Genomic DNA, 15,378 nt, shown 5'->3' with positions numbered 1-15,378 from the left:
GTTCGGGATGGCAATATCTCATCCATGAGTTAGCGTCTTCCCATGACCACGACGACCACCCCGGTACCGACGAGCACGGGCGCCCTCCCGATCATCGAGGACCAGCTCGCGCACGTCGGCTCGCTCGTCCGCTCGGCCCGCCAGCACCGCGGCCTCACGCAGACCCAGCTCGCGGAGCGCCTGGCCACGAGCCAGTCGGCGATCCACCGCATCGAGCAGGGCGCGCAGAACGTCAGCCTCGAGATGCTCACCCGCATCGGTGCCGCCCTCGACTCCCCCATCGTCACGCTCGGCGGCCCGCAGCGCACCCACCTGCGCGTGCACGGGGGCCAGACCCTGAGCGGGCGGATCGACGTCAACACCAGCAAGAACGGGGCCGTCGCGCTCCTGTGCGCGTCGCTGCTGAACCGCGGCACCACCCGCCTGCGGAACGTCGCGCGGATCGTCGAGGTCGACCGGATCGTCGAGGTCCTGCGCTCGATCGGCGTCCGCGCCACCTGGTCCACGGACGGCCGCGACCTGGAGATCGTCGTCCCCGAGCACCTCCGGCTCGAGGCGATCGACGTGGACGCCGCGCGACGCACCCGCTCGATCATCATGTTCCTCGGCCCCCTGCTGGGCCTCGAGGACGAGTTCCGGCTGCCCTACGCCGGCGGCTGCGACCTGGGCACCCGGACGGTCGAGCCGCACCTGATCGGCCTGCGGCCCTTCGGCCTGGACGTCACGGCGACCGCCGGCGACTACCACGGGCTGGTGACCCGCGGCGGCGCGCAGGACCTCGCGGTCGTCCTGACCGAGCGCGGGGACACCGTCACCGAGAACGTCATCATGGCCGCCGCCCGGCGCGAGGGCGTGACCACCATCCGCAACGCCAGCTCCAACTACATGGTCCAGGACCTGTGCTTCTACCTGGAGCTGCTCGGGGTGCGGATCGACGGCATCGGCACCACCACCCTGCGCGTGCACGGGCTGGCGGACATCGACGCCGACGTCGAGTACGCCGTCTCGGAGGACCCGGTCGAGGCGATGAGCCTGCTCACGGCGGGCATCGTCACCGGCTCGGAGATCACGGTGGGCCGCGTGCCGATCGAGTTCATGGAGATCGAGCTGGCGACGCTGGCCGAGATGGGCCTGCGGTTCACGCTCTCCGACGAGTACGCCGCCGCCAACGGTCGGACCCGCCTGGTCGACGTCACCGTGCACCCCAGCGACCTGCGCGCGCCGATCGACAAGATCCACCCGATGCCGTTCCCCGGCCTCAACATCGACAACCTGCCGTTCTTCGCGGCGATCGCGGCGTGCGCTGAGGGCTCCACCCTGATCCACGACTGGGTCTACGAGGGCCGCGCGATCCACCTGACCGACCTGACCCGCCTGGGCGCCGACGTCCGCCTGCTCGACGCCCACCGCCTCCAGGTCACCGGTCCGACCCACTGGTCCGGCGCCGAGGTCTCCTGCCCGCCCGCACTGCGTCCGGCGGTCGTCATCCTGCTCGCCATGCTCGCCGCCAAGGGCACCTCGGTGCTGCGCGACGTCGACATCATCGCCCGCGGGTACGAGCAGCTCCAGGACCGCCTGGTGCAGCTCGGCGCGCAGATCGAGACCTTCCGCGACTAGCCCTCGGGTGTGGCGGGCCCGGCCAGGTGCGTCCGGAGGTCCGCCATCGTCCGGCCGAACGCCGCCTCGAGGTCGACGCCGTACGCGTCCGCCAAGGAGATGACCGACCAGAGGCAGTCCGCGAGCTCGTGCGCCAGCGCTTCGTCGAGGTCGGCGCGCGGCCGCACGCCTGCCTTGCCCTGGACCAGCTTGGCCAGGTCACCGACGTCGCCGAGGAACCCGAGCATCAGCTCCTCGGTGCTCCAGCTGCGCCCGAACCGCTCGGCCTCGCGCGCGGCGTAGGCCGCTCGGACCGCACGCGCCTGCGTCTGCATCTCCCCGAAGTCCACGAGCTCAGTATCGAGGAACCGCGCGGGCCCACGGGCGACTACGCCGTGAGGACGATCGGCCCGTCGTCGGTGATCGCCACGGTGTGCTCGCTGTGCGCCGTCCGCGCGCCCGTGGCACTGCGCAGGGTCCACCCGTCGCGGTTGGTGACCAGCGTGGCGGTGTCCGCCATGACCCACGGCTCGATGGCGAGGAGCAGGCCGGGCCGCAGGACGTACCCGCGGCCGGGTCGGCCGGCGTTCGGGAGGTGCGGGTCCTGGTGCATGGTCGACCCGACGCCGTGCCCGCCGAAGTCGGTGTTCACGGGGTAGCCGGCGGCGGTGAGCACGCTGCCGATCGCGTGCGACAGGTCACCGATCCGGGCGCCGGGGACCGCTGCCGCGATGCCGACCTCGAGCGCCCGTCGGGTGGTCTCGATCATGCGGAGGTCCGCGGGGTCGACCGCGGCACCGACGACGAAGCTGACGGCCGAGTCGGTGACGATGCCGTCGAGCGACGCGGCGAGGTCGAGGGTGAGCAGATCACCGTCGCGCAGGGCGTAGTCGTGCGGGAGCCCGTGCAGCACGGCGTCGTTCACCGAGGTGCAGATGACGTGCCCGAAAGGGCCGCTCCCGAACGACGGGGCGTAGTCGACGTAGCTGGACACCGCGCCGGCGTCGGCGATCAGCTGCGTGACCCAGGCGTCGATCTCCAGGAGGTTGGTACCGACCGTGGCGCGCTCCTGCATCCGCCGCAGGACTCCGCCGACGAACGCTCCGCTCGCGCGGGCACGCGGCAGCTCGGCGGGGCTGAAGAGCTCGATCATGGGGACCACCTCTCGATCAACGGGATAGATATACCGGTAATCCTATCCCGGTATTATCATTGGCGGCATGGTCCGACTGCCCCTGTCCCCCGCCGAGGTCGAGCGCGGCGAACGCCTCGGAGCGCTCCTGCGCCAGGCGCGCGCCGACCGCTCCATGGTCGAGGTGGCGCTGACGGCGGGCATCTCCCCCGAGACGCTGCGCAAGATCGAGACCGGGCGCATCCCCACCCCGTCGTTCTCGACGATCGCCGCGATCGCGACCGCGCTGGGGATCTCGCTCGACGAGGTGTGGGCCGCGATCCGAGACGACGCCGAACCGCGCCGGCTGGTCGCGTCCTAGCGACGCACGTGCCGGAGATCCCCGGTCAGCGGCCGGTGTAGTTGGGTGCCTCGACCGTCATCTGGATGTCGTGCGGGTGTGACTCCTTGAGCCCGGCCGCCGTGATCCGGATGAACTGTCCGCGGTCCTGCAGCTGCGGGATGGTGTGCGCCCCGACGTAGAACATCGACTGGTGCAGGCCGCCGATCAGCTGGTGCGCCACGGCCGACAGCGGTCCGCGGTAGGGCACCTGCCCCTCGATGCCCTCGGGGACGATCTTCTCGTCGGAGGACACGTCGGCCTGGAAGTACCGGTCCTTGGAGTAGGAGATGCGGCCGCGGGACGCCATCGCGCCGAGCGAGCCCATCCCGCGGTAGTGCTTGAACTGCTTGCCGTTGACGAACACGAGCTCGCCCGGCGACTCGTCGCAGCCGGCCAGCAGGGAGCCGAGCATCACGGTGTCCGCGCCGGCGACCAGCGCCTTGGCGATGTCCCCGGAGTACTGCAGACCGCCGTCGCCGATCACCGGCACGCCGGCCGGCTTGCACGCGCGGGCGGCGTCGTAGATGGCGGTGACCTGCGGGACGCCGACGCCGGCGACCACGCGGGTGGTGCAGATGGAGCCCGGTCCGACGCCTACCTTGACGGCGTCGACCCCCGCGTCCACCAGCGCCTGGGCGCCCGGGGTCGTCGCGACGTTGCCGCCGATGACCTGGACGTGACGGGTGGACGGGTCGGACTTGAGCTTGCGGACCATGTCGAGCATGAGCCGCGCGTGCCCGTTGGCCGTGTCGACGACGAGCGCGTCCACCCCGGCCTCGACCAGCGCGGTCGCCCGCTCCCACGCGTCCCCGAAGAACCCGATGGCGGCCCCGACGACCAGCCGACCCTCCCCGTCCTTCGTCGCGTCCGGGTACTGCTCGGACTTCACGAAGTCCTTCACGGTGATCAGCCCGCGCAGGATGCCCGCGTCGTCCACCAGGGGGAGCTTCTCGATCTTGTGCTTGGCCAGCAGCGCGGCCGCGTCGTCGCGCGCGATGCCGACGGACGCCGTGACCAGCGGCATCGGCGTCATCACCTCACGCACGCGGCGGGTCTCGAAGTCCTGGGCGGGCACGAAGCGCAGGTCTCGGTTGGTGATGATGCCGAGCAGCAGACCGACCTCGTCGATGACCGGCAGCCCGGACACGCGGTAGATGCCGCAGAGGTGGTCCAGCTCCGCGAGGGTCGCGTCCGGACCCACCGTCACGGGGTCGGTGATCATGCCGGACTCGGAGCGCTTCACCAGGTCCACCTGGTGGGCCTGGTCCTCGATCGACAGGTTGCGGTGCAGGATGCCGATGCCACCCTGGCGGGCCATGGCGATGGCCATGCGCGACTCGGTGACCGTGTCCATGGCGGCCGACAGCAGCGGCACGCGCACGGTGATCTCGCGCGTCAGGCGCGAGGACGTGTCCACCTCGCTCGGGATGACGTCGGTCTCCCCCGGCAGGAGGAGCACGTCGTCGTAGGTGAGCCCGATGCGGGCGAACGGGTCGGCAGGCGAGTGCTCCGTCATCCGGCAAGGATACGCGGGCGCGCGCGTGCTGAGGGCCCCCCTTACTGGATCAGGCCCCGCCGCAACCCGATGGCGACCGCCTGGGCGCGGTCGTTGGCGCCCAGCTTGCGGAACAGCCGGCGCGCGTGGGTCTTCACCGTGTCCTCGGACAGGTACAGCTCGGCGCCGATCTGGGCGTTCGAGCGACCGTGGCTCATGCCCGTCAGCACCTCGATCTCGCGCTTGGTCAGCGGCACGCCGGGGATCGCGCCCGTGGTCGGGACGCCGACGGGCGCACCGTTCGCGTCGGGGGCGCCCAGCGCGGGCACACCGGCGGCCGGCGTGCGCAGGTCGCCGGCGCGGAAGCTGCCCTGACTGGGCACGTCGACGGGCTGCGACCGCGGCGCCGTCTGGGCCGGGAGGACCGGGCTGGCCAGCACGTGCGCCGCCACGGCGGACAGCTCGGCCCGGCCGACGTCGGGGGCGAGGAAGCCCCGCGCACCGAGTGCGAGCGCCCGGTCGAGCGCAACGGTGTCGTCGGGCAGCGCGAGCAGCACGATGGCCGCGGCCGGCGCGACCGCGCGCAGTCGCCGGATCGCCTCGATCGCACCGGGGGCAGCCAGGTGCGCGTCCAGCAGGACGACCGTCGGAGGCATGCGCCGAGCCAGGCTCAGCAGCTCGTCGACCGACGACGCCGCACGGACCGGACCGAGCGCAGGCACGCCGATGGAGGTCACGACGAGCCGCTCTCGAACGACCGCCGAGCCGTGACAGACCACGACTCCCGCCATGTTGGTTCCCCTCTCGGCCCCGAGTGGGGCACCTGAGTGCTATCGGCTGATGGTCACGCTGAAGTTAGCCGCACGGTCGAACGACCCGGCTACGCGCGGGGCTTCGTCCGCCCCTGCGCCGCCTGCGTGGAATGTCTCCCCCAGTCGGCCGTGCCGTCAGGGCTCGCCGCCCGATGTCGCGACCGCCAGCAGCTCGTGGAGCAGGCCGGTGAAGGTCCGCGCCCGGTGCACGGACCGGCCCAGCGGCATGGCGTCCGCGGCGCCGTCCGGCACCATCACGAACTGCGAGAGGTCCGGGTGCTCCTGCGCGAGCCGCTCGACCACCTCGAGGTCGGCGTCCGACCGTTGCCCGATGGTCACCACGGCGCGCGCCCGGGTCATGGCGGTGAGCTCGACCGCGTGGTGCGGGCCGACCGGTCCTCCGACGATGCGCGCGTCGACCCCGTGGGCCGCGAGCGCCCCCGCCAAGGCGTGCGCGACGAGCGGCCGTGCCTCCCGGGGCGCGACGAGCACGAGGACGACGGGCCGACGGGTTCCCGTCAGCGGTACGGGGTGCTCCCGCAGGGCGGCGAGGACGCCGGCGTGCACCGCGGCGACCGCGTCGACCCCGGGCGGGTCCACCACCGTGCGGCGGGCGAGGGCCGCGAGGACCGGCTCCACGAGTCCCGTCCACCAGAGTGCGACGTCGGCGACGTCGTCGATCGCCAGCAGCCGGGTGCACCGGGCGACGTCACCGGCGAGGGCGGCGTCGACGACCGCGGTCGGGGTGGTCGGCACGCCGTCGTCGGAGTGCGCGGGGGTTCCGGCGGTCACGTCGGTCGCGAGGGCGATCCGGGCCGACTCCGCCGGCGCCACGCCGTCCAGCGTGAGCCGCCGCATGACCAGCAGCCGCTCGACGTCGACGGCCGAGTAGCGCCGGTGCGCCCCCGCGGAGTGCTCCGACGGCCCGAGCCCGTACCGGCGGTCCCAGGTGCGCAGCGTCGCGGGTGCCACACCGAGCCGCCGCGCGACGGCGGCGACGGCGAGCGCCGGGGCCGGCGGTGCCGCCGGTCCGGTCGGTTCGTCGTCGTCGCGCGTCACCATGGCGCGATTCTGCCAGGCCGACGCGATTCGGCCTCATCGGGCGCGTCGACCCTCGACACGCCGACCAGGGCCTTCATGCACAATCGCGCCACCGAATCAATGTGCGAACGGGTCTTGAACAACTTCTGGCGCGGTTGTAACGTCCTCTCCAACGCGTTGCCCCGGTGGACACCCTCCGGTTCCCGTGTTCACGACTTCCCTGCGCAGCCGCCCACGTGGCGGATCGCGCCGGATCGACAGAGGAGGAACTCATGGCCGAGATCTCGCGCCTTCCCGGACCGGTGATGGACCTGTGGGAGTGGCAGTTCGACGGAGCGTGCCGGGACGAGGACCAGGACCTCTTCTTCCACCCGGAGGGTGAGCGCGGCTCGGCTCGTCGGCGTCGCGCCGAGGCGGCCAAGGCGATCTGCGCCACGTGCCCCGTGATCAAGGAGTGCCTCGAGCAGTCGCTGGCCGTCCGCGAGCCGTACGGGGTGTGGGGCGGCCTCTCCGAGGACGAGCGCTCCGCCGTCCTCGCGCAGCGAGGTCGGGCCAGCCGCGTCGGCTGAAGACGTCGACCACCAGAGCCCCTCCCCTCGCCGGCACGATCGAGGGAGGGGCTCTGGTCCGTCCGGACCGAGAACGCGAAGGCCCCCCACGGCAGCTGCCGTGGGGGGCCTTCGCGAGTGGGCGGGGCGCGTGGCGCCCCTCAGCTCACTTGACGACGATCGCGAGGATGTCGCGCGCGGAGAGGATGAGGTACTCCTCGCCGTCGTACTTGACCTCGGTGCCGCCGTACTTGGAGTAGATCACCTTGTCGCCGACGGCGACGTCGAGCGGGATCCGGTTGCCGTTGTCGTCGACACGGCCGGGTCCGACCGCCTGGACCTCGCCCTCCTGGGGCTTCTCCTTGGCACTGTCCGGGATGACGAGACCGAAAGAGGTCGTCGCCTCTGCCTCGAGCGTCTTGACGACGATCCGGTCCTCGAGGGGCTTGATGGAGACCGACACAGCGGACCTCCCCTTCGCATGTGAGTAGTTCTCTGAGGTACGTGCGCGCTCTCGGACACGTCGTCGCGGGTGCCGTGGCCTGGAGCGCTGCTGGCACACTCACCGGGAGAGTGCCAGCCACTCACTCTAGGAACCGGTTAGCACTCGGTCAAGGCGAGTGCCAACGAACCGTCCTGGCGAGTCTGTGCGTGCGAGGATCGCCGCATGGATCGCGAGGGCATCGCCCAGCTGCTGAGCCCGGCGGGCTGGGCCCTGCTGTCCGCCCTGCCGCCCTACGACGAGAGCCGCACGCTGGCGCTGTCGGAGCGGATGCGCGACGAGGGCATCGACCCCGCGCTCGTCGCCGCCGCACTCACCCAGTCGCGCCTGCGCGCGAAGGCCGCCGCGAAGTTCGGGACGTTCGCGGACGGCATGCTCTTCACCGCCGCCGGGCTCGAGCAGGCGACCCGCCTCACGGTCGCGGCCCACCACGCGCGCCGGTTCCGCGACGCCGGCAGCACCCTGGTCGCCGACCTCACCACGGGGATCGGCGCGGACGCCATGGCGTTCGCGGGCATCGGGCTGCGGGTGCTGGCCATCGACGTCGACGAGGCCACCGCGGCGATCGCCACCGTGAACCTGCGGCACTTCCCCGACGCCGTGGTGCGGCACGGCGACGGGCTCGCCCTCGACCTCGAGGCCGAGGGGGTCGACGGCGTGTACGCCGACCCGGCCCGCCGGACCTCGTCGGGCAGCCGCGTCTTCGACCCCGCCGCCTACGAGCCGTCCCTGGACGCGGTGCTCGCGGTGCGGGAACGGGTGCCCGCCCTCGGCCTCAAGCTGGGCCCCGGCATCCCGCACACCGCCCTGCCCGACGACGCGCAGGCCCAGTGGGTCTCGGTCGACGGCGACGTGGTCGAGGTCGGCCTCTGGTTCGGCCCGCTGGCGCCCGAGGGCCCCGGCCGGTCCGCCCTGGTCCTGCGCTCCGGTGAGGCCCACGTCGTGCATCCCACGAGCGACGAACGACCCTCCGTGGGACCGGTCGGCGGCTACCTCTACGAGCCCGACGGGGCTGTGATCCGTGCCGGACTGGTCGGCGAGGTGGCGCACCAGGTGCGCGGGCACCTGGTGGACGCCACGATCGCCTACGTGACCTCTGACGCGCTCGTCCCGGTGCCCACCGCCACCGCGTACCGCGTGCTGGACACCATGCCGTTCGGTCTCAAGCGGCTCCGGACCTACCTGCGAGGTCGTGACGTGGGGAAGCTGACCATCAAGAAGCGCGGGACCGCGGTGGTGCCGGAGCAGCTTCGCCGGCAGCTGGACCTGCGCGGCAGCGCGACCGGGACGATCATCCTCACGCGCGTCGCGGGCAGCCAGCAGGTGCTCGTGGTGGAGCCCGTCTGATGGCCGCGCCGGTGCGGGTGCCGTTCGCGCACTCCGAACGGTCGAGCGTCGGGATCGAGTGGGAGGTCGCGCTCGTCGACGCGGACTCCGGGGACCTGCGTCAGGCCGCGGAGGCGATCCTGGCGACCGTCCGGCCCGCCGACGGCTCCGAGCACCCGCTCATCACGCAGGAGCTGCTGCTCAACACCGTCGAGATCCGCTCGGGCAAGTGCCGCACGGTCGCCGAGGCGACGGCCGACCTCCAGCGCGCGCTCGACGAGGTGGAGGCCGCCGCGTCCCCGCTGCGCATCGAGCTCATGGGCGGCGCCACGCACCCGTTCGCCCGCTGGGCGCAGCAGAAGGTCACCGACAAGCAGCGGTACGCCACCCTCATCGACCGGACGCAGTGGTGGGGCCGGCAGATGCTCATCTACGGGGTGCACGTGCACGTCGGCATCGAGGACCGCGACAAGGTGCTGCCGATCTCCCGGGCCATGCTCAGCGTCTTCGCGCACATCCTGTCGCTGTCGGCGTCGTCCCCGTTCTGGGGCGGCAAGGACACCGGCTACGCCTCCAACCGCGCGCTGCTGTTCCAACAGCTGCCGACCGCGGGCCTGCCGTTCGCCTTCGAGGAGTGGTCGCAGCTCGAGCAGTACGTCGGCGACATGCTGCACACCGGCGTGATCGACCAGTTCGACGAGATCCGGTGGGACATCCGGCCGGCGCCGCGGTTCGGCACCCTGGAGATGCGGATCGCCGACGGTGCCTCCAACCTGCTCGAGGTGGCGGCGATCTCCGCCCTGACGCACTGCTTCGTCGAGCACTTCTCGTCGATGCTGGACCGCGGCGAGCCCCTGCCGATGCTGCCGCCGTGGTTCGCCCAGGAGAACAAGTGGCGCTCCGCGCGGTACGGCATGGACGCGATCATCATCACGAACGCCGCCGGTGACGAGGAGCTGGTCACGGAGGCGATCGGTCGCTGGCTCGTCGACCTGGCCCCCGTCGCCGAGCGGCTCGGGTGCGCCGCCGAGCTCGAGCAGGTGCGCGTGATCCTGCGCCGCGGGGCGTCGTACCAGCGGCAGCGCGCGGTCGCCCGACGTCACGCCGGCGAGCTCGACGCCGTCGTGCGCTCGCTCGTCGCGGAGCTGAAGGCCGGCCGCCCGCTCTAGTCCGGAATCCAGCGTCGCCCACTACTTGTCATTGCCTACTACTAGGCAATACCGTGTCGGTCATGGACGAGCCCCGCGACCCCCAGCTCCTCAAGGGAGTGCTCCCGATGCTCGTGCTCGCGCTCCTGACCGAGCGCGAGTCCTACGGGTACGAGCTGGTCACCCGCCTCCACGACGCCGGCCTCGACGACCTCAGCGCCGGGACGGTGTACCCGGTGCTCAACCGGCTCGAGCGCGACGGGCAGATCTCGTCGCGCCTCGTCGCGTCCACCGCGGGACCGGCCCGCAAGTACTACCTGCCCACCGGCACCGGTGCCGAGCAGCTCTGGAGCACGGCTCGCGCCTGGCGACAGCTCGCCGTCACGGTCGACCACCTGCTCGCCCGAGCCACCACGAAGGAGTCCTCATGAGCACCACGCTGCGCGACACCCTGATCCGTGAGCGCTACCTGACGCGGTTCAGCTGGGCCCTCCAGGACTTCCCGAAGTACAAGCGGGTGGTCCGCGAGCTCCGCACCGAGCTGACGGCGGCGTCCGCCGAGGTCGGGATGCGTCAGGCGGTGGCGGACCTGGGCCACCCCCGCGTCCTCGCAGAGAGCTACCTGAGCGGGCTCGGCCGGCCGGTGCCGCGCTGGACCACCGGAGCCGTGTGGGGCGCTCTTGCCGTCGGCGCGGTCGTCTACCTCGTCGTGGCGTACACCATCGGCACCCTCGACACGCTCGACCAGCTGGGCGGCGGGACGGTCGAGCGGGAGTTCCTCGGCGCCACGGTCGTCTACACCCACGACGACGGCGAGATCTCGACGGGCTTCACGCTGACCTGGCAGGCGCTGGTGTTCTACGCCGCCGTCTTCACGGTGCCGTTCCTGCTGGGCGCCCGGGTGTGGCGGGCGTGGGGCACACGCAGCGCACAGGGGTCCGTCCGCATGACCGTCGCCTAGCTCACCTCCGAGACGACGAGCTCGTCGAACATCCCGGCCGCGTAGTGGTGCGGCAGGTTGCAGACGACCTCGTAGCGTCCGGCCGGGAGGTCGAGCGTGACCCACCCCACCGCCCCGGAGGGCAGACCGTCGCCGGCGCCCTCGGCACACGGGGCCGACGCCTCACCCAGGCTGCCGGTCTCGTCCACGGCACCGTCGGCGCCCTGCGGCAGCTCGCCGACGGACGCGCCGTGGGCCAGGGGAAGCACGACGAGCTCGTGGGTCCGCAGCCCCATGTTCCGCGCGACCAGCGTCACCGATCCCTCCGGCACCGACGCGGGCATGACCCGGAGCACCGCGGCGCTGCCGTGCATCCGGCGCAGCATGCGGCCGTCGCCGAGCATGACCATGGCTACCGATCCCGGGTCGGCGGTCGGGGTGCACGCCGAGCGGGCGACACCCGCCCCGCGACCGTGCATCATGCCGGGACCGGCCTGCTGCTGGTTCACCGTCACGCAGCCCGTCAGCACCGCCGCCGACGCCACCGCCACCAGGACTCGTCCGCCTCGCACCACACCCACCGCCTCAGGACCGGCGCCGCGGCGCGACGCCGTCCCCTCATAGCACGCCGGAGCGTCCCGGCGCGACAGGGCAGAAGGTCCTCAGACGAGCACCTGGGTGAGCGGCATCGAGGAGTCGACCGGCAGGTCCAGCGACGACGGCGGCAGCCCCCGGCGCACGACCGCGGAGCCGAGCGCGGCGATCATGGCGCCGTTGTCCGTGCAGTAGCGGATGGGCGGGATGCGCAGCTCGATGCCGGCCTCGGCGCAGCGCTTCGCGGCCATCTCCCGCAGCTGGGAGTTGGCGGAGAACCCCCCACCGACCACCAGGGTGTCCACACCGTGCGCCCGGCAGGCGGCGATCGTCTTGGCGGTCAGCACGTCGGCCACGGCCTCGGCGAACGACGCGGCCACGTCGGGGAGCGGAACCTCCAGGCCCGCGTCCTGCCGGGCCTCCACCCACCGCGCGATGGCCGTCTTGAGCCCGGAGAACGAGAAGTCGGCGGCGTGCGCGGCCTGGTCCTTCGCGGCCGTGAGGCCCCGCGGGAAACGGATGGCGGCCGGGTCCCCCTCGCGGGCCAGCCGGTCGATGTGCGGGCCGCCGGGGTACGGCAGGCCGAGCAGGCGACCCACCTTGTCGAACGCCTCCCCCGCCGCGTCGTCGAGCGTCGAGCCGAGCTCGGTGACGCGGACGGTGTCGTCGAGCAGCAGCAGGGACGAGTGCCCGCCCGAGACGACGAGCGCCATGACCCGCTCCGGGAACGCGCCGTCCACCAGCTCGTCCACGACGGCGTGCCCGATCACGTGGTTGACGCCGTACAGGGGCTTGTCCAGCGCGAGCGCGAGCGCCTTGGCCGCGGAGGCCCCCACGGTGAGGGGGCCGACGAGGCCGGGGCCAGCGGTGACCGCGATGGCGTCGACCGCGCCGAGCGAGACGTCGGCTGTGGCCAGCGCCCGCTCGATGGTCGGGACCATGGCCTCGAGGTGGGCTCGCGAGGCGATCTCGGGGATGATCCCGCCGAAGCGCGCGTGCTCGTCCACCGAGCTGGCGACGGCGTCGACCAGCAGGTCGTAGCCGCGCACGAGGGCCACGCCGGTCTCGTCGCAGGACGTCTCGATCCCGAGCACGAGGGGGTCAGCCATGGGCACCAGGATAGGTGGCCGCGACGGTGTGACGACCGCCACCTCGCTGCCCGGAACAACCATGGATAGTTGACGCTTCAACGACACATGACCACTGACGCCACAGTCCTGGACGGCCTCGACTTCCCCACCTCCGGCCTGGCGGTCGGCGACGACGTCGCGGACCTCCTGTTCCGCGAGGCCCGCACCGCCGCCGCGTTCACCCCCGACGAGGTCAGCGACGAGCAGCTCGCCGCGGTCTACGACCTGGTCAAGTGGGGCCCCACCGCCCTCAACACGGTCCCCCTGCGCCTGCTCGTGGTCCGCACCCCCGACGCCCGCCGACGCCTGGCTGCCCACATGAACGAGGGCAACCGCGATCGCGTGCTCGAGGCCCCCGTCACGCTCGTCCTCGCCGCCGACACCGGCTTCCACGCGCACATCCCGACGCTCGCGCCGCACATGGCCGCGCTCGCCGACGCGCTCGAGGGTCAGCCCGAGCAGCGCGAGTCGATGGCTCGGATGAACGCCCTCATCCAGGCCGGCTACCTGATCGTCGGCCTGCGCGCCGCGGGCCTGGCCGCCGGCCCCATGGGCGGCATGGACGCCCAGGGCATCGATGCCGACTTCTTCGCGGAGAACGGCTGGAAGTCGCTCCTCGTCGTGAACGTCGGGCACGTCGAGGGTGCCGGCACGCACTACCCGCGCGCCGAGCGCCTGAGCTACGCGCAGGCGTCGCTCTCGGTCTGACCAACCAGGCTCAGGAGGCCGCGGTCCCCTCGGGGGTCGCGGCCTTCCCCGTCTCCACCGGGCGTGCGGGGTCGTTCGACCACTGCGACCACGAGCCCGGGTACAGCGCCGCCTCGACGCCGATCGAGGCCAGCGCGGCCACCTCGTGCGCCGCGGTGACGCCGGACCCGCAGTACACCGCGACCGGACCGGCCACGCCGGCGAACCGCGCGCGCAGCTGCTCGTCGGGCAGGAACGTCCCGTCGGCGCCGACGTTCCCCGCGGTCGGCACCGAGACCGCCCCCGGGATGTGGCCCGCCCGCGGGTCGACCGGCTCGACGTCACCGGCGTACCGCTCGGCCGCGCGGGCGTCGAGCAGGGATCCGGTCCAGGCCGCGGCCTCGTCGGCGTCGATCGTCGGCAGCGCACCGGGGACCAGCACCACGTCTCCGGGCTCCGGCGTCACCGATCCGGCCTCGAGGGCGAACCCCGCCGCGGTCCACGCCGCGAGCCCGCCGTCCAGCAGCCGTACGTCCCGGAGGCCGGCCCAGCGCAGCAGCCACCAGACGCGGGCCGCCGACATCCCGCCGACGGCGTCGTACGCCACGACCGCCCGGTCGCCGGAGAGGCCCCAGCGGCGCGCATCCGCCTCGAGCCGGCCGAGGTCGGGCAGCGGGTGCCGGCCGTCCTGCGGGGTCGGCGGCGCGGCCAGCTCGGTGTCCAGGTCCACGAAGACCGCGCCCGGCAGGTGCCCCGCCAGGTACCGCTCGTGCCCGTCGGTCTGCCCCAGCGCCCAGCGCACGTCGAGCAGCACGGGCGGCTCGTCGCCCGCGAGCGCCGCCGCTAGCCCCTCGGCGTCCACGATGACCGCGTCCCGGGTCATGCAGGTCCCCCTTCGTCGTGGCGCAGCGCCAGGCGCATGGTCCACGCGTCGATGTTGCCCGGCTGGTAGTAGGCCCGGCGCATCCCGAGCTTCTCGAAGCCCACGCTCTCGTACAGGTGGATGGCGGGGTCGTTGTCCACGCGCACCTCGAGGAGCACCACCGCGGCGCCCAGCGTGCGGGCCCGGTCCAGCAGGTTCTCCAGCATGTGCCGGCCCAGGCCGCGCCCCTGGAACCGCTCGTCGGTGCCGATGGTCATCACCTGCGCGTCGAACCCGTCGAACCACAGGCCCGCGTACCCGACCAGCTCGCCGTCGACGACCGCCCCCACGTACCACCGCCCGGGTCCCCCGATCTCGGAGGCCAGGCTCTCGGGCGACCAGGCGGCCGCCTCGAACAGCTCCACCTCCATGCGCATCAGGGCCGGCAGGTCCGCCGGGCGCAGGGGGCGGACGACGACCTCGACCGGCTGCCCGGTCATCCCAGCACGCGCTTGCGGGCCGCCTGCGGGACGGCGTCCGGGCGGCGCAGGTACAGCGGCTCGGTGCCGAGCGGCTGGCCCGCGGCGGTCCGCGCCAGCGCCAGTCGCGCGAGGTCGGCGGGGTCGGGGTCGAGCACGTCGGTCGTGGCACCACCGCTCAGCACCTCGGCGTACAGGAGCGCTCCCCGTCCGATCGCCACGGCGCCCACGGTGCGCGGGTCGGCGGCGACATCAGCGGGCGCCGCGACCTCCGGGCCGGCGAGCACGTCGATCGCGCCCGGCTCGACCAGCCGGTACAGGGCCCAGTAGACCTCGCGGCGCCGCGCGTCGGTGACCACGAGCACGTCCGTGCCGGGCGGCAGGGCGCGCGACGCCTGGAGCGCCACCGCGTCGAGGCTCGGGACGCCGTGCACGGGGATGCCGAGCGCGAGCGCGAGGGTCCGGGCCGTGACGAGCCCGACCCGGAGGCCGGTGAACGGCGCAGGACCGGTGCCGACGACCACGGCGGTGAGCTCGCGCCGGTCCACGCCCGCCTCCGCGAGGACGTCCGCGATCATCGGGGCCAGCAGCTCGGCGTGGTGCCGCTGCTGCGCGTCGGAGCGGGCGGCGAGGACCACCCCGGCGTCGTCGGTCAGGGCAACCGCGACGGCGGCGGAGGTGTCGAGGGCGAGGACGGGCACGGC

General features: G+C 73.1%; 19 protein-coding genes. 8 read left to right on the top strand and 11 right to left on the bottom strand.

Going from position 1 to position 15,378, the window contains the following annotated elements; genetic code table 11:
• Positions 1-42: 42 nt before the first annotated feature.
• A complete protein-coding gene (locus HP550_RS12810; protein ID WP_175348051.1) occupies positions 43-1,617 on the top strand; it encodes a helix-turn-helix domain-containing protein in 1,575 nt (524 codons plus the stop codon).
• On the opposite strand, the gene HP550_RS12805 is transcribed toward HP550_RS12810, so the two are convergent.
• On the bottom strand, positions 1,614-1,946 hold the full coding sequence (locus HP550_RS12805; protein ID WP_343048153.1) for a MazG nucleotide pyrophosphohydrolase domain-containing protein: 333 nt from the start codon (positions 1,944-1,946) through the stop codon (positions 1,614-1,616). The genes HP550_RS12810 and HP550_RS12805 overlap by 4 nt on opposite strands.
• Positions 1,947-1,984: 38 nt before the next feature.
• Positions 1,985-2,749 carry a type I methionyl aminopeptidase gene (gene map, locus HP550_RS12800; RefSeq protein ID WP_175348050.1) on the bottom strand — a complete coding sequence of 255 codons (765 nt, stop codon included), beginning with the start codon at positions 2,747-2,749 and terminating at the stop codon, positions 1,985-1,987.
• A gap of 67 nt (positions 2,750-2,816) precedes the next feature.
• Here map and HP550_RS12795 point away from each other — a divergent pair, with 67 nt between their 5' ends.
• Positions 2,817-3,089 (top strand): helix-turn-helix domain-containing protein, encoded by a 273-nt coding sequence (locus HP550_RS12795; protein ID WP_175348049.1) that lies wholly within the window; start codon positions 2,817-2,819, stop codon positions 3,087-3,089.
• A gap of 25 nt (positions 3,090-3,114) precedes the next feature.
• Here HP550_RS12795 and guaB read toward each other — a convergent pair whose 3' ends face one another.
• The 3 genes from guaB to HP550_RS12780 form a co-directional block, all read right to left on the bottom strand.
• Positions 3,115-4,626, bottom strand: coding sequence for an IMP dehydrogenase (gene guaB, locus HP550_RS12790; protein ID WP_175348048.1), 1,512 nt, complete (start codon positions 4,624-4,626; stop codon positions 3,115-3,117).
• Between the two features lie 41 nt (positions 4,627-4,667).
• Positions 4,668-5,396 carry a response regulator transcription factor gene (locus HP550_RS12785; protein WP_175348047.1) on the bottom strand — a complete coding sequence of 243 codons (729 nt, stop codon included), beginning with the start codon at positions 5,394-5,396 and terminating at the stop codon, positions 4,668-4,670.
• 156 nt (positions 5,397-5,552) lie between these two features.
• On the bottom strand, positions 5,553-6,479 hold the full coding sequence (locus HP550_RS12780) for a MerR family transcriptional regulator (protein ID WP_175348046.1): 927 nt from the start codon (positions 6,477-6,479) through the stop codon (positions 5,553-5,555).
• Between the two features lie 251 nt (positions 6,480-6,730).
• Between HP550_RS12780 and HP550_RS12775 the strand changes: the two genes are divergently transcribed.
• The gene (locus tag HP550_RS12775) at positions 6,731-7,027 is read left to right on the top strand and encodes a WhiB family transcriptional regulator (protein ID WP_056089049.1); all 297 of its coding nucleotides are present in this window, start codon (positions 6,731-6,733) and stop codon (positions 7,025-7,027) included.
• Between the two features lie 145 nt (positions 7,028-7,172).
• On the opposite strand, the gene groES is transcribed toward HP550_RS12775, so the two are convergent.
• Entirely contained in the window at positions 7,173-7,469 is a 297-nt protein-coding gene (gene groES / locus HP550_RS12770) for a co-chaperone GroES (protein WP_056089045.1), read from the bottom strand.
• Between the two features lie 204 nt (positions 7,470-7,673).
• On the opposite strand from groES, the gene HP550_RS12765 reads away from it, so the two are divergent.
• The 4 genes from HP550_RS12765 (at position 7,674) to HP550_RS12750 (ending at position 10,943) form a co-directional block, all read left to right on the top strand.
• A complete protein-coding gene (locus HP550_RS12765; protein WP_175348045.1) occupies positions 7,674-8,855 on the top strand; it encodes a class I SAM-dependent methyltransferase in 1,182 nt (393 codons plus the stop codon).
• Positions 8,855-10,003 carry a glutamate--cysteine ligase gene (locus HP550_RS12760; RefSeq protein ID WP_175348044.1) on the top strand — a complete coding sequence of 383 codons (1,149 nt, stop codon included), beginning with the start codon at positions 8,855-8,857 and terminating at the stop codon, positions 10,001-10,003. The genes HP550_RS12765 and HP550_RS12760 overlap by 1 nt, the downstream gene beginning before the upstream one ends.
• A gap of 62 nt (positions 10,004-10,065) precedes the next feature.
• A complete protein-coding gene (locus HP550_RS12755; protein ID WP_175348043.1) occupies positions 10,066-10,413 on the top strand; it encodes a PadR family transcriptional regulator in 348 nt (115 codons plus the stop codon).
• Positions 10,410-10,943 (top strand): hypothetical protein, encoded by a 534-nt coding sequence (locus HP550_RS12750; protein ID WP_175348042.1) that lies wholly within the window; start codon positions 10,410-10,412, stop codon positions 10,941-10,943. The genes HP550_RS12755 and HP550_RS12750 overlap by 4 nt, the downstream gene beginning before the upstream one ends.
• Here HP550_RS12750 and HP550_RS12745 read toward each other — a convergent pair.
• The gene (locus HP550_RS12745) at positions 10,940-11,494 is read right to left on the bottom strand and encodes a hypothetical protein (RefSeq protein ID WP_175348041.1); all 555 of its coding nucleotides are present in this window, start codon (positions 11,492-11,494) and stop codon (positions 10,940-10,942) included. The two genes, HP550_RS12750 and HP550_RS12745, sit on opposite strands and share 4 nt — an antisense overlap.
• 90 nt (positions 11,495-11,584) lie before the next feature.
• Positions 11,585-12,625, bottom strand: a complete 1,041-nt coding sequence (tsaD, locus tag HP550_RS12740; protein ID WP_175348040.1) for a tRNA (adenosine(37)-N6)-threonylcarbamoyltransferase complex transferase subunit TsaD — start codon at positions 12,623-12,625, stop codon at positions 11,585-11,587.
• Between the two features lie 87 nt (positions 12,626-12,712).
• Between tsaD and HP550_RS12735 the strand changes: the two genes are divergently transcribed.
• Positions 12,713-13,354 carry a malonic semialdehyde reductase gene (locus HP550_RS12735; RefSeq protein WP_175348039.1) on the top strand — a complete coding sequence of 214 codons (642 nt, stop codon included), beginning with the start codon at positions 12,713-12,715 and terminating at the stop codon, positions 13,352-13,354.
• Positions 13,355-13,364: 10 nt separating this feature from the next.
• Here HP550_RS12735 and HP550_RS12730 read toward each other — a convergent pair whose 3' ends face one another.
• Genes HP550_RS12730 through tsaB form a run of 3 tightly spaced genes read right to left on the bottom strand, consistent with a single transcriptional unit; the run spans position 13,365 to position 15,375 of the window.
• Positions 13,365-14,216: a sulfurtransferase gene (locus HP550_RS12730; protein ID WP_175348038.1), complete on the bottom strand. Its 852-nt coding sequence runs from the start codon at positions 14,214-14,216 to the stop codon at positions 13,365-13,367.
• Positions 14,213-14,695, bottom strand: a complete 483-nt coding sequence (rimI, locus tag HP550_RS12725) for a ribosomal protein S18-alanine N-acetyltransferase (protein ID WP_175348037.1) — start codon at positions 14,693-14,695, stop codon at positions 14,213-14,215. The genes HP550_RS12730 and rimI overlap by 4 nt, the downstream gene beginning before the upstream one ends.
• Positions 14,692-15,375 (bottom strand): tRNA (adenosine(37)-N6)-threonylcarbamoyltransferase complex dimerization subunit type 1 TsaB, encoded by a 684-nt coding sequence (tsaB, locus tag HP550_RS12720; protein WP_175348036.1) that lies wholly within the window; start codon positions 15,373-15,375, stop codon positions 14,692-14,694. The genes rimI and tsaB overlap by 4 nt, the downstream gene beginning before the upstream one ends.
• Positions 15,376-15,378 lie beyond the last annotated feature (3 nt).

It is taken from the genome of Cellulomonas humilata, from assembly GCF_013359775.1.
Lineage (GTDB): Bacteria > Actinomycetota > Actinomycetes > Actinomycetales > Cellulomonadaceae > Cellulomonas > Cellulomonas humilata.
This window is presented reverse-complemented; position numbering and strand designations above follow the sequence as displayed.

What these genes read in the sequence shown, in the direction of transcription:
- HP550_RS12810 (WP_175348051.1), top strand. Translation starts at nt 43, where the DNA reads ATGACCACGACGACCACCCCGGTACCGACGAGCACGGGCGCCCTCCCG.
- map (WP_175348050.1), bottom strand. Translation starts at nt 2,749, where the DNA reads ATGATCGAGCTCTTCAGCCCCGCCGAGCTGCCGCGTGCCCGCGCGAGC.
- HP550_RS12795 (WP_175348049.1), top strand. Translation starts at nt 2,817, where the DNA reads ATGGTCCGACTGCCCCTGTCCCCCGCCGAGGTCGAGCGCGGCGAACGC.
- guaB (WP_175348048.1), bottom strand. Translation starts at nt 4,626, where the DNA reads ATGACGGAGCACTCGCCTGCCGACCCGTTCGCCCGCATCGGGCTCACC.
- HP550_RS12785 (WP_175348047.1), bottom strand. Translation starts at nt 5,396, where the DNA reads ATGGCGGGAGTCGTGGTCTGTCACGGCTCGGCGGTCGTTCGAGAGCGG.
- HP550_RS12780 (WP_175348046.1), bottom strand. Translation starts at nt 6,479, where the DNA reads ATGGTGACGCGCGACGACGACGAACCGACCGGACCGGCGGCACCGCCG.
- HP550_RS12775 (WP_056089049.1), top strand. Translation starts at nt 6,731, where the DNA reads ATGGCCGAGATCTCGCGCCTTCCCGGACCGGTGATGGACCTGTGGGAG.
- HP550_RS12765 (WP_175348045.1), top strand. Translation starts at nt 7,674, where the DNA reads ATGGATCGCGAGGGCATCGCCCAGCTGCTGAGCCCGGCGGGCTGGGCC.
- HP550_RS12760 (WP_175348044.1), top strand. Translation starts at nt 8,855, where the DNA reads ATGGCCGCGCCGGTGCGGGTGCCGTTCGCGCACTCCGAACGGTCGAGC.
- HP550_RS12755 (WP_175348043.1), top strand. Translation starts at nt 10,066, where the DNA reads ATGGACGAGCCCCGCGACCCCCAGCTCCTCAAGGGAGTGCTCCCGATG.
- HP550_RS12750 (WP_175348042.1), top strand. Translation starts at nt 10,410, where the DNA reads ATGAGCACCACGCTGCGCGACACCCTGATCCGTGAGCGCTACCTGACG.
- tsaD (WP_175348040.1), bottom strand. Translation starts at nt 12,625, where the DNA reads ATGGCTGACCCCCTCGTGCTCGGGATCGAGACGTCCTGCGACGAGACC.
- HP550_RS12735 (WP_175348039.1), top strand. Translation starts at nt 12,713, where the DNA reads ATGACCACTGACGCCACAGTCCTGGACGGCCTCGACTTCCCCACCTCC.
- HP550_RS12730 (WP_175348038.1), bottom strand. Translation starts at nt 14,216, where the DNA reads ATGACCCGGGACGCGGTCATCGTGGACGCCGAGGGGCTAGCGGCGGCG.
- rimI (WP_175348037.1), bottom strand. Translation starts at nt 14,695, where the DNA reads ATGACCGGGCAGCCGGTCGAGGTCGTCGTCCGCCCCCTGCGCCCGGCG.